The organism is Sunxiuqinia sp., from assembly GCF_055140945.1.
Genome location: NZ_JBSQYS010000003.1, coordinates 82,576 through 98,272, shown reverse-complemented (window position 1 = coordinate 98,272; position 15,697 = coordinate 82,576). Strand labels below are relative to the sequence as shown.

15 protein-coding genes and 1 tRNA gene are annotated in these 15,697 nt (G+C 40.2%); 8 read left to right on the top strand and 8 right to left on the bottom strand.

The genetic code is table 11. The annotated features are described in order from the left end of the window. Nucleotides 1–19: 19 nt before the first annotated feature. Nucleotides 20–643 (bottom strand): GTP cyclohydrolase I FolE, encoded by a 624-nt coding sequence (folE, locus tag ACTB00_RS01990; protein WP_463298276.1) that lies wholly within the window; start codon nucleotides 641–643, stop codon nucleotides 20–22. Nucleotides 644–922: 279 nt separating this feature from the next. On the opposite strand from folE, the gene rfaD reads away from it, so the two are divergent. Next, nucleotides 923–1,888, top strand: a complete 966-nt coding sequence (gene rfaD, locus ACTB00_RS01985; RefSeq protein ID WP_463298275.1) for an ADP-glyceromanno-heptose 6-epimerase — start codon at nucleotides 923–925, stop codon at nucleotides 1,886–1,888. 76 nt (nucleotides 1,889–1,964) lie between these two features. Here rfaD and yaaA read toward each other — a convergent pair whose 3' ends face one another. Together yaaA and rlmD are read right to left on the bottom strand one after the other, a co-directional pair. After that, on the bottom strand, nucleotides 1,965–2,732 hold the full coding sequence (gene yaaA / locus ACTB00_RS01980) for a peroxide stress protein YaaA (protein WP_463298274.1): 768 nt from the start codon (nucleotides 2,730–2,732) through the stop codon (nucleotides 1,965–1,967). Between the two features lie 50 nt (nucleotides 2,733–2,782). Further along, a complete protein-coding gene (gene rlmD, locus ACTB00_RS01975; RefSeq protein ID WP_463298273.1) occupies nucleotides 2,783–4,192 on the bottom strand; it encodes a 23S rRNA (uracil(1939)-C(5))-methyltransferase RlmD in 1,410 nt (469 codons plus the stop codon). Between the two features lie 164 nt (nucleotides 4,193–4,356). Here rlmD and ACTB00_RS01970 point away from each other — a divergent pair, with 164 nt between their 5' ends. Further along, entirely contained in the window at nucleotides 4,357–6,306 is a 1,950-nt protein-coding gene (locus tag ACTB00_RS01970; RefSeq protein ID WP_463298272.1) for an ABC-F family ATP-binding cassette domain-containing protein, read from the top strand. Between the two features lies 1 nt (nucleotide 6,307). Continuing rightward, nucleotides 6,308–7,072, top strand: a complete 765-nt coding sequence (rlmB, locus tag ACTB00_RS01965) for a 23S rRNA (guanosine(2251)-2'-O)-methyltransferase RlmB (RefSeq protein WP_463298271.1) — start codon at nucleotides 6,308–6,310, stop codon at nucleotides 7,070–7,072. Here the strand turns inward: rlmB and ACTB00_RS01960 are convergent. Further along, nucleotides 7,063–7,530 (bottom strand): Lrp/AsnC family transcriptional regulator, encoded by a 468-nt coding sequence (locus tag ACTB00_RS01960; protein WP_463298270.1) that lies wholly within the window; start codon nucleotides 7,528–7,530, stop codon nucleotides 7,063–7,065. The genes rlmB and ACTB00_RS01960 overlap by 10 nt on opposite strands. Before the next feature lie 340 nt (nucleotides 7,531–7,870). Between ACTB00_RS01960 and ACTB00_RS01955 the strand changes: the two genes are divergently transcribed. Further along, nucleotides 7,871–9,211: an ammonium transporter gene (locus ACTB00_RS01955; RefSeq protein ID WP_463298269.1), complete on the top strand. Its 1,341-nt coding sequence runs from the start codon at nucleotides 7,871–7,873 to the stop codon at nucleotides 9,209–9,211. A 77-nt stretch (nucleotides 9,212–9,288) separates the two neighbouring features. On the opposite strand, the gene ACTB00_RS01950 is transcribed toward ACTB00_RS01955, so the two are convergent. Both ACTB00_RS01950 and ACTB00_RS01945 read right to left on the bottom strand, forming a co-directional pair. Further along, on the bottom strand, nucleotides 9,289–10,701 hold the full coding sequence (locus ACTB00_RS01950; RefSeq protein ID WP_463298268.1) for a PQQ-dependent sugar dehydrogenase: 1,413 nt from the start codon (nucleotides 10,699–10,701) through the stop codon (nucleotides 9,289–9,291). A gap of 129 nt (nucleotides 10,702–10,830) precedes the next feature. Continuing rightward, nucleotides 10,831–11,958, bottom strand: coding sequence for a lactonase family protein (locus ACTB00_RS01945; protein ID WP_463298267.1), 1,128 nt, complete (start codon nucleotides 11,956–11,958; stop codon nucleotides 10,831–10,833). 77 nt (nucleotides 11,959–12,035) lie between these two features. On the opposite strand from ACTB00_RS01945, the gene ACTB00_RS01940 reads away from it, so the two are divergent. From ACTB00_RS01940 to ACTB00_RS01930, 3 genes are all read left to right on the top strand, one after another. Further along, entirely contained in the window at nucleotides 12,036–12,866 is an 831-nt protein-coding gene (locus ACTB00_RS01940) for an NHL repeat-containing protein (protein ID WP_463298266.1), read from the top strand. 67 nt (nucleotides 12,867–12,933) lie between these two features. After that, on the top strand, nucleotides 12,934–13,170 hold the full coding sequence (locus ACTB00_RS01935; RefSeq protein ID WP_463298265.1) for a CDGSH iron-sulfur domain-containing protein: 237 nt from the start codon (nucleotides 12,934–12,936) through the stop codon (nucleotides 13,168–13,170). 369 nt (nucleotides 13,171–13,539) lie between these two features. Further along, a complete protein-coding gene (locus tag ACTB00_RS01930) occupies nucleotides 13,540–14,484 on the top strand; it encodes a DUF4382 domain-containing protein (protein ID WP_463298264.1) in 945 nt (314 codons plus the stop codon). Nucleotides 14,485–14,555: 71 nt separating this feature from the next. Here ACTB00_RS01930 and ACTB00_RS01925 read toward each other — a convergent pair whose 3' ends face one another. After that, nucleotides 14,556–14,927 (bottom strand): heavy-metal-associated domain-containing protein, encoded by a 372-nt coding sequence (locus tag ACTB00_RS01925; RefSeq protein WP_463298263.1) that lies wholly within the window; start codon nucleotides 14,925–14,927, stop codon nucleotides 14,556–14,558. A 71-nt stretch (nucleotides 14,928–14,998) separates the two neighbouring features. Here ACTB00_RS01925 and ACTB00_RS01920 point away from each other — a divergent pair. Continuing rightward, nucleotides 14,999–15,071 (top strand) — tRNA-Thr (locus ACTB00_RS01920). A 141-nt stretch (nucleotides 15,072–15,212) separates the two neighbouring features. On the opposite strand, the gene ACTB00_RS01915 is transcribed toward ACTB00_RS01920, so the two are convergent. Next, a complete protein-coding gene (locus tag ACTB00_RS01915) occupies nucleotides 15,213–15,665 on the bottom strand; it encodes a heavy-metal-associated domain-containing protein (RefSeq protein ID WP_463298262.1) in 453 nt (150 codons plus the stop codon). Between the last annotated feature and the right edge of the window lie 32 nt (nucleotides 15,666–15,697).

The window sequence follows — 15,697 nt, the reverse complement described above, 5'->3', positions numbered from 1 at the left end:
ACAGGATGTTGCGCTGAATTTACGAAAGTCGGGAACTAATCAATTTGATAAACTCCTCGCGAGTGGCAACCCGTTCAAAAGCACCGGTAAAATCAGAAGTTGTTGTTATCGAATGTTGCTTTTGTACTCCCCGCATCTGCATGCACAAATGCTGAGCCTCTATAACGACAGCAACCCCAAGCGGATTTAGGGTTTCCTGTATGCATTCTTTTATCTGAAGGGTGAGTCGCTCCTGCACCTGCAAACGACGGGAGAAAGCATCAACAACCCGGGCAATTTTGCTCAGTCCGGTAATGTATCCATTGGGTATGTATCCAACATGCGCCTTACCGATAAATGGCAACATATGATGTTCACACATCGAGTAAATCTCAATATCTTTCACAATAACCATCTGGCGATAATCTTCTTTAAACATAGCCGAACGCAACATTGCTTCAGGATCCTGCTCATATCCTTGCAATAGATATTGCATTGCTTTAGCAACTCGCAGCGGAGTCTTTTCCAGACCTTCGCGCGACATATCCTCTCCTAATAAACTGATTATTTCCCGGTAATGCCCACTTATTTTCTCGGTATTTTTACTGTCAAATCTTTCGATCCGGCGATAGCCGCTTTGCTCACCATTAAATGATTCTTCCATGTCAAAATGCTTCCCGTTGATTTTTCGATCCGAATATTGCAAACAGCAAAAGTAAAAACTTATCCTTTTAATTCATAAATCAGAAGAAATTATCAATAATAAGCTCTTTTGATTACTTTATTTTTGCCGTTAATCTTCTCAAAACGAGAAGAAATAATATTTTTGTGGCAGAAAATTTAAAATATATTGGTAGGCGACACAATAATTTTAACATTTTTTAAGTTTGAGTTGCAAACTCAGTAAACTAAAAACCTACTTAGGTAGTTAAATCTTACTTATATGATCGTTGTTACAGGTGCTGCAGGATTCATTGGAAGTTATATGGTGGGAAAGCTTAATCAGGAAGGATTTCAGGATTTAATCCTTGTTGACAAATTCAATGACCCCTTAAAAATATCGAACTACATTTCGAAAACGTACAATCAGCTACTTGATCGCGATAACTTTTTCGAATGGCTCAATGACAATCACCAATTTGTTCAATGCATCATCCACCTTGGTGCAAGAACCGATACCATCGGACAAGAACCAGAAATATACAAGCAACTCAATTTCGACTATTCGAAACGTATTTGGAAAAGCTGTGTGCAATTTGGATTACCGTTGATTTATGCCTCGTCGGCTTCAACTTATGGCGACGGCGAATTTGGATTTGACGATGATCATCAGCTTGTTGATCAATTCAAACCGTTAAATTGCTATGCACAATCGAAACACGATTTTGATCTTTGGGCTCTAGCACAAGAAAAAAAGCCGTATTTCTGGGCTGGGTTAAAATTCTTTAATGTTTTTGGCCCAAACGAATATCACAAAGGGAGAATGGCTTCTGTTATTTACCAGGCATTTAACCGTGTTTCCGAAACACAAAAAATGACTTTATTTCGCTCCCACCGTCCGGCATATAAAGATGGTGAACAAGCACGCGATTTTATCTATGTAGACGACGTAGCTGATGTGATGTTGCATTTTATGAAAACCCGCAAACATTCGGGAATTTACAACGTGGGAACAGGAACTGCCAGAACTTACGTCGATTTGGCCAAAGCTGTTTTCAAAGCCATGGACATGAAAGAAGACATCAGTTTTATTGACACACCTGAGGATATCCGCGACAATTATCAATATTACACCTGTGCTAAAATTGAGAAATTGAGAAAAACCGGTTACAACAGACCGTTCACGAAGTTAGAAGATGCTATTGACGATTACATCAAATCTTATTTAGCAGCAGAGTACTGTTATTAATTCGGGAAACTGCACGAACGCACGATATTCGAAGAGCCTGAAACTTGCAACTGGAAACCCAATACCAGCAACTCCCTTAGTGGTCGCGCGTAAAAACCCACTCTTTTTCTTTCGAAAGGTCATTATTGAAATAATACCCGTCCAAATCAAAAGCCTTTAAATCCTCTGGATTTGTAATCCGATTTTGAACGATAAACCGGCACATTAAACCACGCGCCTTTTTCGCATAAAACGAGATCATTTTATATTTCCCGTTTTTCAGGTCTTTAAAAGCCGGGGTAATAATCTCAGAACCGATCTTTTTCGTATCGACCGCTTTAAAATATTCATTTGAAGCCAAATTGATCAATGGACCTCCTGTCGCTTTCAGTTCCTTGCTGATTGCCTTTGTGACCTTTTCCTGCCAAAAATCGTACAGGTTATTTCCGCCATCAATTCCAAATTTAGATCCCATTTCCAACCGGTAAGGCTGAATCAGATCCAAGGGTTTCAATACGCCATAAAGCCCCGACAATATTCTGATTTTTTCCTGAGCGACTTCAAAGTCCTTTTCTGTGAAACTATCTGCCTCCATCCCTTGATATACATCTCCGGTAAAAGCCAACACCGCTTGCTTTGCATTTTCGCGAGTAAACGGAGTCTTCCATTTCCGGTTGCGCTCAAAGTTCAGTTCACCCAGCTTATCCGAAATGCTCATCAACTCAGACAACTCTTTGGGTGAAAGTTTTTTCAGCTCTTTATGAATCTGGCGCGATTCTTTTAGAAAAGAAGGTTGAGAGTATTTTTCAGTAGCCGGCTTTGTTTCAAAGTCCAACGACTTTGCGGGCGAAATAACTATCAGCATAACATTTGTTTTTGTGCTTTTAAACAAGCGGAACAATTGAAAAGTTTAGCTTATTTCCGCTCCAACAAAACCACATTCTCAACATGGTGGGTATGCGGAAACATATCCACTGCCTGAACTTTAGTTACCCGGTACTTTTCATCCATCATAGCCAAATCGCGTGCCTGCGATGCCGGATTACAACTAACATAGACCACCTTCCCAGGAGCAACATTCAAAATGGTCTTCACTACATCTTCATGCATGCCCGCTCGAGGAGGATCAGTAATAATCACGTCCGGCATACCGTGGGTTGAAATAAATTCATCGTTCAAGACATCTTTCATATCACCTGCAAAAAAGCTGGTATTTTCAATGCCGTTTATTTCTGAATTGATTTTAGCATCTTCAATTGCCTCAGGGACGTACTCAACGCCAACTACTTTTTGAGCTTTTCGGGCTACGAAATTGGCAATTGTTCCGGTTCCGGTGTATAAATCGTAAACCACTTCGCTGCCAGACAAGTCAGCAAATTCGCGAGCCACTTTGTACAACTCATAAGCTTGAGCCGAATTGGTTTGGTAAAAACTTTTGGGCCCAATTTTAAACCGTAATCCTTCCATTTCCTCATAGATATGATCCGGTCCTTTGTAAGCAATCACCTCCTGATCGGTTATCGTGTCGTTTCCTTTGCTATTTATCACGTACATCAGCGAAGTCAGTTCCGGAAATTCAGCATCAATTGCATTTAGCAATCCTTCCCGTTTTTCAACGTCTTCCTGGTAAAAAGCCAATATCAACATGGTCTCTCCGGTTGAAGCCGTCCGGATAATCATATTCCGTAAAAAACCTTCCTGACTTCGAATATCAAAAAACTCCAGCTTGTTTTCAATCGCGTAAGAGCGAATGAAATTCCGGATCGGGTTGGAGGGATCGGGCTGAAGCCAGCACTTTTCAATATCGATGATCTTATCAAACATGCGTGGAATATGAAATCCCAGCGCATTCATCGTTGCCGGCTCTTCTTCAGAGTCAATCTCTTCAACAGTCAACCAGCGTTTGTTTGAGAAACTAAATTCAAGTTTATTACGATAAAAAGTGTTTTTTTCAGAGCCCAGAATCGGACTCACTTCAGGCAACTCAATTTTCCCCAATCTTTTCAACTGATCAACAACTTGCTGTTGCTTATAATACAATTGCTTTTCGTAGGGTAAAAATTGCCATTTACAGCCGCCGCACACTCCAAAGTAATTACAAAAAGCTTCTACCCTATCGGCCGACTTTTCATGTACTTTAACCACACGGGCTTCCTGATACTTTTTCCGTTTTTTGGTCACCTGCAAATCCACAACATCTCCAGGAATAGCATGTGTCGTAAACACAACCATGTCGTTAACACGTGCAATGGCTTTTCCTTCGGCACCAATATCGGTTATTGTAACTTGCTCATAAAAAGGCTTTTTTCGGCGGCTTCGTCCCATACATTTCTATTTTGGTGCAAAAATAGGAAAATAGATGAACGAGCAGCTGTCAATCTCTTAAATTGTAAATGAAATGATTAATTAATCCCACACTCTTACAACTTAAGCTTCTCTCTATTTTCTAATGGATTCTTCTATCTTTGCACTTCAATTTTTAATGTGTTATGATTTCAGTTGATCAGTTAGTCGTAAGTTTTGGAGGATTTGAACTTTTAAAGAAGATTTCGTTTTTGGTAACCCCTAAAGACCGGATTGGCTTGGCGGGGAAAAACGGAGCGGGGAAATCAACCTTACTTAAAATCATTGCCGGACAGCAGTCGCCGTCTGAAGGATCAGTCGTTGTTCCAAAAGATATTCGCGTTGGCTACTTACCTCAGCATATGAATGTTTCGAATAAACATACCGTTTTTGAGGAAGCGAAAAAGGCTTTCGATGAGATCCTGCAAATCAAAAATGAAATTGAACACATCAATCACCAAATTGCTACTCGCAAAGATTACGAGTCGGACGAATACATGGGATTGATTACCAAGGTTACTGAGTTGAATGATCATCACCATATGGTTGGTGGGGCAAATTTTGAAGCAGAAATTGAACAGACATTAACCGGTCTTGGATTCAAACGAAGTGATTTCACTCGGCAAACAAGCGAATTTAGTGGTGGATGGCGCATGCGTATTGAGTTGGCAAAAATATTGCTAAAAAAACCAGATGTCTTTTTACTCGATGAGCCGACCAACCATCTGGATATTGAATCGATCCAGTGGCTGGAAGATTTTCTAAAAAGCTATGCCGGTGCAGTTGTTTTAGTTTCGCACGACCGTGCATTTCTGGATGCGGTAACCAACCGAACCATTGAGATTTCGCTGGGAAGAATATACGATTACAAGGCCAACTACACCAAATACCTGGAGCTTAGGCAAGAACACAAGGAAACCCAGCTGGCTGCTTATAAAAACCAGCAAAAGCTAATTGAAGATACCGAGAAATTTATTGAGCGATTTCGGTACAAGGCAACAAAGGCTGTTCAGGTGCAATCGCGCTCGAAAATGCTTGAAAAACTGGACCGAATTGAAATTGATGAAGAAGATAACTCGCGACTCAACATCCGTTTTCAACCACCGGAACGCTCTGGAACAATTGTTGCCGATTGCAAACACTTGACAAAAAGATATGGCGACTTATTAGTTCTCGACGACATTCATTTAATGATTGAGCGCGGTGACAAAATTGCTTTTGTTGGTAAAAACGGCGAAGGAAAAACAACTTTGGCTCGCGTTATTATGAATGAACTCGACTACCAGGGTAACTTGAAGATCGGACATAATGTAAAAATCGGCTATTTTGCTCAGGATCAGGCTCAACGATTAAATGAGAATTTATCGGTATTGGAAACAATCGACGAAATAGCTGTTGGCGATGTTCGAACTAAAATCAGGGATATCCTTGGGGCTTTTATGTTCTCGGGCGAAGATGTTGAGAAAAAAGTAAAAGTGCTGTCGGGAGGCGAGCGCTCACGGCTGGCGATGATCCGGCTGATGCTGGAGCCTGTGAACTTTTTGGTGATGGATGAACCGACCAACCACCTGGATATGCGTTCGAAGGAGATTTTGAAACAAGCTTTGGCTAGTTACGAAGGAACTGTTTTAGTTGTATCGCACGATCGTGAGTTTTTGGATGGGCTGGTCAATTGTGTTTATGAGTTTAAAGACCGTAAAGTCAAACAACACCTTGGTGGTATTTACGAATTCCTCCGTCGCAAGAAGATGGAATCGATGAAAGAATTGGAGCGCAAAAGTCAAGTTAATTCCAATTCTGAAAAAAAAGAAAAACCGCAGCAGGAAGAAAGCAAATTCAGCTACAACGAGCGCAAGGAAATAAATAAAAACATTAGTCGGTTGGAAAAGCAAATAGCGCAAGCAGAGCAGGAAATTACAAATCTGGAAAATAAGATTGAAGATTACGACAAGAGAATGGCAAATCCTGATTCGCTGGAAGATCATAGCATCTTTGAAGAGTATGATCAACTAAAAGCCAAACTTGAAGAAGTTATGACAGCATGGGAAAACAACCAACTGGAATACGAAACATTGAAAGAACAAAAAACCTGGTAACATGTATAAAGCAAAACCACAGAAAAATACTGACGACTTTATTTTTGGCATCCGTGCCGTTATTGAAGCCATCGACTCAGGAAAAGAAGTTGATAAAATACTGATCAAAAAAGGCTTGGGCGGCGAATTGTTTAAAGAGCTGTTTGACAAGATCAGGGAATTCCAGGTTCCGTTTCAGTATGTGCCGATGGAGAAAATCAACCGCATTACCCGAAAAAATCACCAGGGAGTACTGGCCTTTATTTCACCGGTTACTTTTTATGAGTTGGAAAACTTTCTTCCATCGGTATTCGAAGCTGGCAAAAACCCGTTAATTTTGGTATTGGATCAGGTAACCGATGTTCGAAATTTTGGAGCGATCGTACGCACGGCAGAATGTGCGGGGGTTGACGCAATCGTGATTCCCGAGAAGGGAGCTGCCAGAATTAACGCCGATGCGGTAAAAACTTCGGCTGGAGCGTTGCATCTGCTACCAATCTGTCGAACTAAAAATCTAAAGGAAAGCATTATTTATCTGAAAGAATCGGGGCTAAAAATCGCGGCAGCTACCGAAAAATCTTCATTCAACTATACCCAGGCCAACCTTTCGGGGCCCACAGCCATCATCATGGGCTCGGAAGAAAAAGGGATTGAAATGCAATTATTGAACTTAGCCGATGAGCAAGTTCAAATTCCTATTCTTGGTAAAATTGAATCGCTTAATGTTTCGGTAGCCGCCGGACTATTAATTTACGAAGCCGTCAGACAACGTCTTCATCATTCATGAATGGGCACCTGACGTTTAAAGGTTTCCTCCAACGAAATGAACGTTTCGGTACTCGAAATTCCGCCAATTCGTTGGACTTTGTCGCTTAAAACTTCCTTCAAATGTTCATTATCACGTGCATACACTTTCACAAAAATAGCATATTGCCCTGTAGTGTAATGACATTCGACAATTTCTGGAATTTCTTTTAATTGGTTGGCAACATCTTCGTAAAACCCACCTTTTTCAAGAAAAACGCCAACATAGGTACATGTCTTATAATCAACCTTCTTGGGATCAATATGATACCCTGATCCGGTAATTACATTCATCTCAATCATCCGATTTACGCGTTGGTGAACAGCAGCTCGAGATACGCCAACTTCGGAAGCAACGTCCTTAAAAGGAACACGTGCATTTTTAGTAATAATGTCCAGAATGTGTAAGTCTATCTGGTCCAAATTGTTTCTTAGTGTCATATAATTTAACTTCAGCCTTAAATTTATGCGTCTAAAATTAAATAAATTTTAGCAGATAGATAAATAAACAAAAACTTATCTTTCAATATGCAAACGAAAGTCATATTTTCGATTCACTCCTAACTAACTGGGTTCGAAATAAATGATCAGTTAAACATTTCCTAAATGTTAAATTAGACGAGGCTCTCAGTGACATTTTTTATCAAATTGAATAAATATTTTTGAATTATTCTTTGATTTTCTACTTTTACACCCAAATTAGTGTCAATTTGATACGGCTGAAGAAATTCTAATTGACAATATGTAGACATTGTAGGTAAACTTAAAATAATTTGACATTATGAAGAACGCTAATCTAAGTTGGCTTTTTATTCTATTATTATTGGTTGTTGCGGCAGTAGTGGGAGTATTTTTCCCAAGTGGTTTTGGTGGACTGAATGACCCGAACATCAGCACAGGAGATACTGCCTGGATGCTTACTGCAACAGCATTGGTTTTATTAATGACCCCTGGTCTTGCATTCTTCTACGGGGGAATGATTCACTCCAAAAACATTTTATCAACCATGTTGCAAAGTTTTATTGCCATGGGTGTAATTAGTGTAATTTGGGTAATTTGTGGTTTTAGTATTGCATTTGGCGACAGTATTGGCCCCGACGGATATGGTTTGTTTGGTAATCCCTGGACTTTCTTCATGTTTAAAGGAGTAACAGGACACACTGATCCAGATCTGGCGCCAACATTCCCATTAGCGCTGTTTGCGATGTTTCAGCTTAAATTTGCCATTATCACTCCGGCATTAATTACCGGATCATTTGCAGGTAGGGTGCGGTTTCGTTCCTACATGCTATTTATGGTACTTTTCTCGCTGTTTATTTACGCACCATTAGCCCACTGGACATGGCATCCGAACGGTTTCCTGAGAAACTGGGGAGTACTTGACTTTGCAGGAGGTACTGTTGTACACATGTCTGCTGGTTTTGCAGCCTTGGCAGGTGCCATGTTTCTGGGGAAACGAAAAGACTTTGGTCAGGAAGTACGTCCGGCTAATATTCCATTTGTATTGCTGGGAGCAGGTATGCTTTGGTTTGGATGGTTTGGTTTTAATGCCGGATCAGCACTTGGAGCCAACTCAACTGCAGCACTTGCACTAATGAATACAAATACTGCTTCGGCAGCTGCTATGTTAGCCTACTTGTTTTACGATATGGTCAAAGGTAAAAAACCAACTGGTATGGGAGCTTCAATTGGCTTAGTTGTAGGTCTGGTTGCCATTACCCCTGCTGCTGGTTTTGTAAATGTCGGTTCTAGTATCTTCATTGGTGTTGTTGCTGCTCTTGTTAGTAACTACGCAATTGAACTTCGCTCAAAAACAAGGCTGGATGATACCCTCGATGTATTCCCGGCTCACGGAATGGGTGGTATTGTTGGAATGCTTCTTACAGCCGTTTTTGCTCAGGAAGTTGGGCTAATTTACGGAGAATTCACCACTTTCCTTTATCACTTGCTAGCCTTGTTAATTGTAGGTATTTTCACATTTGGAGGTTCTTTGTTAATGTATAAAATTACGGATATGATTGTTCCATTACGTGTTTCGCCTCAAGGTGAAAAAGTTGGATTGGACATTAGTCAGCACAACGAATCATACGACTTTGAATATAAAAGCGACAAAATGCTTTAACGTGTCGCTCTTTTATATGCTCAAAACTCCCCTTATCTCCGGGGAGTTTTTTTTGCCTAAACTTTTGTTGACTACAATTATTCTACCGGAATCAACCGCAGGATTTTGCCCGGATTTTCAATGGCTACATAGATATATCCATCAGGACTCATTTCAACATTCCGAACCCGACCAATATTTTCTAACAATTTTTCCTGATGAGTCACTTGTTCGCCTTCCAAAACAATCCGCTCTAAATACATAAACCGGAGTGACCCAACTAAAATATTATTCTTCCAGTTTTTATACCGATCTCCTTTAACAAAGGTTGTTCCGCATGGAGCTATCGATGGAACCCAATAAGTAACAGGCTGAGCCATCCCCTCCTTCTCGGTTAGTTCGGTGAAAGTTGTACCATTGTAATTTATTCCGTATGAAATGACCGGCCAACCATAATTCACCCCGGGCTTGATTAGGTTTAGTTCATCTCCACCACGCGGACCATGTTCGGTTTCCCATATTTCGCCAGTCTCGGGGTTCATGCAAGTTCCCTGCGGATTACGATGTCCATACGAGTATATGCTCGGAACAGCATTAGGCGTATCCAAAAACGGATTGTCTGCCGGAATTGAACCATCATCATGCACCCGATGAATTTTCCCACAGGTATTTGTCAAACTCTGAGGATTTTCGTCGCGATTTCCACGGTCTCCAACGCCAAAGAATAAGTACCCCTCCCGATCGAACTCAAGCTTACATCCCCAGTGCTGGCCTTTGTTTGTATCAGGAAAACCATTAAATATAACTTGTTGATCAACCAGTTGGTTACCGTCAAGTTTCGCTCGCATCACATTGGTGCAGCCTTTGTTTTTATTGTCATCAGCATATCCGGAATACGAAAAATACAACCATCCATTGCTTTCATAATCAGGGTGTAATTCTAAATCGAGCAAACCGCCCTGTCCTTTTACCATAATTTCGGGCAAGCCGGATATCTCCTGTAACTCATTTTTGGAAAAGCGATACAACTTTGCAGAACGTTCAGCAATTAACAAATCTCCATTGGGTAAAAATTCCAGTCCCCAAGGAATACCCAAGCCCGAAACAACCGTATCGACAATAAAATTCTGAACCTCTGATTGAACCGTAGCATTTGCCGACAAAGCGGGCTTCAATGCTTCCTTATCTTCCGGCACACCTTCTTTTACATACTCAGCAAGCGCTATAATCTCTTCGTCAGAAAATGTAGCTTCAAAAGCAGGCATTCCCATTTCGTCTCGCCCGTATGTTATACTGGTCACTAAACTGGAATTATCATCTCCAAACATCCACTCCTTCTCTTCAAACTTTTCCAGATTATTACCATGGCAACCAGCACAATAATTTTGATAATTTTCAGCCGCCTTTACACGTTGCTTTTCATCGTGTTGACCATTTCCCATCGAACAACTAACCGATGAAAGCCCTAAAAAAATAACTAAAATTGAAGAATTAACAAGAAGACGAATCATAACAAGAAAGCTTTAACGTTTAACTTCAAAACAAAAAGTGAATCAAAAAGTTAACGCTTTTTTGTTAATAAATGACTAATGTATACCTGAAATTAATTATTCGTCCTAAATAAAAAAGTCCGATCAGCCTCAACGAACCAAAAATTCAAGACAAACCGGACGCGGGACTTCTATACTTTTTCCGGTATAAGCTAACATCCCTGATTCCACGTCAATGTCAAACAGCGTAACATTGTTACTTTTTTTATTGGCCACCAACAGGTAGTTTCCGTCGGGAGAAATTGTAAAATTGCGAGGCCAATCTCCAACTACCGGTTCTGTTTCAACTAACGTTAACATCCCATTATCATCTCGCTCAAACACGGCAATTGAATTATGCCCCCGGTTTGAGCTATAAATAAATCGCCCGTCAGCACTCACATGGATATCAGCTCCTGAGTTAGAGCCGACAAAATCCGTGGGCAAACTAGATAGAGTCTGAATCGGATCGAAAGTATCCCCTGTTTTCTTTAAAACAGAAACAGTGGAGTGCATCTCATTCATGACATAGATAAACTTTCCATCGGGCGAAAAATCAAAATGCCGAGGTCCGGCTCCCGGAGACATGTTTAGAACAGATTGTTCGGCTTCCTCAAACTTATTGGCTGCCTGATTGAACCGATAAAATTCAACTTTATCTGTTCCCAAATCTGCTGACACCAACACTTCGCCCGAAAAACCAAACTGAGCGGAATGAGCGTGCGGTGCTTTTTGTCTGGCGGAATCGGGGCCACTACCAGCATGCTGGATCTGCTGAAAACAATCGGTTAAGCTACCATCATCATTAACCTCAAATAAACTTAAACTTCCACTGGAATAATTTGATGCCACCACAAAATGGCCGTCTGGCGACACAGCTACATGGCACGGGTGATAGCCTTTAGTCGGCTTTTGGTTTATTTTATTCAGTTCTCCTGAAGCCGAAATCCGATATGAAGTAACAGAGCCACTATCAATCCCCGGACTCTCTTTCACTTCCGATACGGCATATAAATATTTTTTATCCGGACTTATCGCTAAAAAAGAAGGATTCTCTTTATTTTCAGTAATCGATTTTAAGCTAAGATCCCCAGTCCGTTCATCAAACTGATAACAATAAATTCCCTCACTCCCTGCGTCGGTGTATGTTCCAACATAAAGTAAGGTTTCATTCGTATCTTTCTCACAAGAAATCAATAAAACGGAAATCAATAGAGTAATCAGAAGAAGTGCTCTCATAATGATCAATTTAAATTCAAACTATCTGGTAATTCTGTTGTTTTAGATTTTATATTGAAAACCTAAAAATAAAGGAAATGAAGCTAGCAAAAACATTTTTCACCATTTTTATTTTAGTTATTTCGTCACACAGCTTCGGACAAAAACTGGTTGAAGTTTGGCGAACAGGCCCTACCATGAAAACACCCGAGTCGGTCTATTATAGTCCCGATCACGATGTGATTTTTGTAGCCAACATCAACGATAATCCATCGGAGAAAGATGGAAATGGGTTTATTACGCAGCTAAACGCCGACGGATCAGTGAAAAACATGAATTGGGTTTCCGGACTGAGTGCCCCAAAAGGGATGGCAATTTTTGATGGAAAACTCTACGTTTCTGACGTTGATGAATTAGTTGAAATTGACATTGACCAAGCAAAAATTATCAACCGCTATCCGGCTCCCGGCTCAATTTTTTTGAATGATGTTGCTGCCTGCAGTAACGGGACAATTTTTGTTACCGACAGCAGAACAAATAAAATTCATGCACTGTCGGATGGTAAGTTTACGGTTTGGCTTGAAAGCGAAGATTTTAAAGGAATAAATGGTCTCTACACCGAAATGGGGAAATTATACATTGGATCGGACAAAATACATGTTGCTGATGTCAAAACAAAAGAATTAAAAGAGGTCCAATCCGATTGTCAGGGAATTGATGGACTTGACAAGGATAATGATGACAACTTTGTTTTCTCAAATTGGGCAGGGCGTATTTTTTATCTCGAAGACGGGCAGATGACCAAAATGTGGGATTCTACAAAAGAGGAAATTAACACAGCCGATATCTTTTTTGCTAATGATCTTAATTTATTGTTGGTGCCTACATTTTTTAACAATCAGGTTGTTGCCTATCGTATTGAAAAATGATAACTTGAAATTCGATTTTCAAAGTTGAAATCCGTACTGACAAGTTGAATACAAAAACCTTTAAATTATGGCAAAAGGAAAAATTGCAGAAAAAAGTCCGATCATGATGGAGATGAAACCAGGCACCTATTACTGGTGTGCCTGCGGCAAAAGTAGCAACCAACCATTTTGCGATGGTTCACATCAAGGAAGTGAATTCACCCCAAAAAAAGTTAAAATTGAAAAAGAACAGACCGTATTTTGGTGCCGATGCAAACAAACGGACAACCCGCCATTTTGCGACGGATCGCACAATAAATTGTAAAATCTTACAACATTAATGATGAAGGGAGACTATTTTAGTTTCCCTTTTTTTTATCCGAAACCCGGCTTTCTTTGGGAATAGCTGATTGCCAGATACAACACTCCCCTATCCATTTAAGACCTTTTTGTCTCATTCTGATAAAATCTTATTCATCATGAGAATAACGGGAAGGCTCCAATTAACCTATGCTCCTAATACTCAAAAACTAAACGAAACACCAGTGTTTTGGCACTTCGTTTGCAATTTTCGAGCGAAGTAAAGTCCATATAAAAAAAATTAAACATGAGTGGATGGATACTGTTAGAAAAAACGAGAAGAAGAAGAAAGTAATTAACGTAAAATCTAATTGTAATGTTAAAAATTTCAAAAATGATGAAATCTAAAATCTCAATTTTATTAATTTTTGCATTGGTAATGATCCAATGTTCTGAGGATAATGAAATTGAAGAACAACAGGGCGAACTCAGTGTGAAATTAACGGATGCCCCTTCTGATGATGCCAATATTCAAGGAACCTTTGTAACGGTTTCTGAAGTCCATGTTAACGGACAAAAAGTTGAAGGGTTTGCCAAACAAACAATCGAAGTGTCAGCCTATCAAAATGGGAATGCTAAATTGCTGGCTAATGAAATGGTTGAAGCAGGGAACTACTCAAGTGTCACCGTTGTTCTCAACAACCAATCAGACGAAAATGGCGACTCACCCGGCTGTTATGTCTTAACTGACGACAACAATAAACATTCGTTGGAAGCTTCATCGAGTTCAACGACCGAAGTAACCTTCAACAAGCCTTTTGCCGTTGAAGCGAATGGTGTGACCAACTTGGTAATTGACTTTGATTTGCGAAAAGCAATTGTTCGCGATGAAGACACTGATTCAGAAAGTGATTACAAGTTTGTTACAACTGCTGAATTGATCAATTCACTGCGCATTGTTGAAGAAGATAATTGTGGTGAAATCGAGGGAACGATCAGCAACAATTCTTCCAGCGACGATAAATTGGTTGTATATGCCTACGAAAAAGGAACATTCGATATGAACACCGAAACAAATGGCCAAGGGGACAGTATGGTATTATTCGCAAATGCTAAAACCAGTGCAAAAGTAGATGGTCATGGTAATTATCAATTGTCTTTTCTTGAAGAAGGTGAATATGAGATTCATGTTGCATCCTACGAAGAAGACTCAAGCGGAGAAGTTACCTTCAACGGGACTGTTAATGTCACAAGTATAATTAACGGTCTATTGCTCAACTCTATTCAGGTTGAAGCTAACAGTCAGGTCAATCTGGACATGGAAATATCAGTGCTATAATAAAATACACCTGCAATAGTAAAAACAAAGGGAGCACAAATTTGCGTTTGTGCTCCCTTTTCTTTTTTCAATTAATGCTTGTGTCCATCGTGAGGTTCTGCTTTTTCTTCAGCAGCACGATCGTATTGGCAGCAGCCGGGAAGTTCATTGTAAACTTCGTCTTTCGCTTTGTGCATCTTGGTGTCGTGCCCGGCTTTGGCAATCGCCATATGCACTTTATGTACATCGGTTTTGCTATCGTCCAGCGTTACTTCCATCATTTTGGTTTTTTTGTCCCAGTCGGCAGTGGTCACACCATCAACCGACTTCGCTGCTTTTTCGATGCGTTTTTCGCACATACCGCAGTTACCATACACTTTAAACTTTTCGGTTTTGCTTTTCGCTAAAACACTTCCGGCACCCATCATCATCAGGATGGCCAGCATCATTACTTTTGTTTTCATTACTTTCAATTTTAATGGTTACTAATTCTATTATTTCATCGAATAAAAAACTAATTTTACCCAGCACTTTTGCCTCTTTAGCTCAGCTGGTAGAGCAGCTCATTCGTAATGAGCAGGTCGTGGGTTCGAGTCCCATGAGAGGCTCACGAATAAATTTTCAACACGAAGCCACAAAGTCACTATGGATTGGTTATGTTGTGTTCCACCCTTCCTTTGAAATATTCAATAATGAATATTCAATTTTAAATTTTGAAGGAACCAGCCTGATGCTTTAAACATTTCTTTTTATTTTCCACAGCACGATCCCGAAGTCGGGCTTTTATCGTGTACACATTCTGTCTTTTTGCCGGTCTTTTTCATTACTCCGGGAACTTCCGGGGAAGCATGATTATTTGTTTTTCTATTACTATCCCTTTCATATTGACAGCAGCCAGGCAGTTCGGCATATCGTGCATCACTGGCACTAAAAAGCCCGGTGTCATGCCCGGCCATCGCAATCGCAGTCTGTATTTTTAGCACACTTGTTTTTTGATCGTCATAACTAACGGATAACTCGCCGGTTTTCTTATTCCAGTCAGCTGCTTCAACACCATTCAGCGAAGTGGCGGCTTTTTCAATTCGCTTTTCGCACATGCTACATTTTCCGTCAACTTTAAATTCATCGGTTTTGGTACCTGCAAATACTGTTCCTGATCCGATGAACAATAAGGTAATCAAGCTTAATACTTTTGTTTTCATTTACTCTAACTTATGGTTTTTATTAATTATTT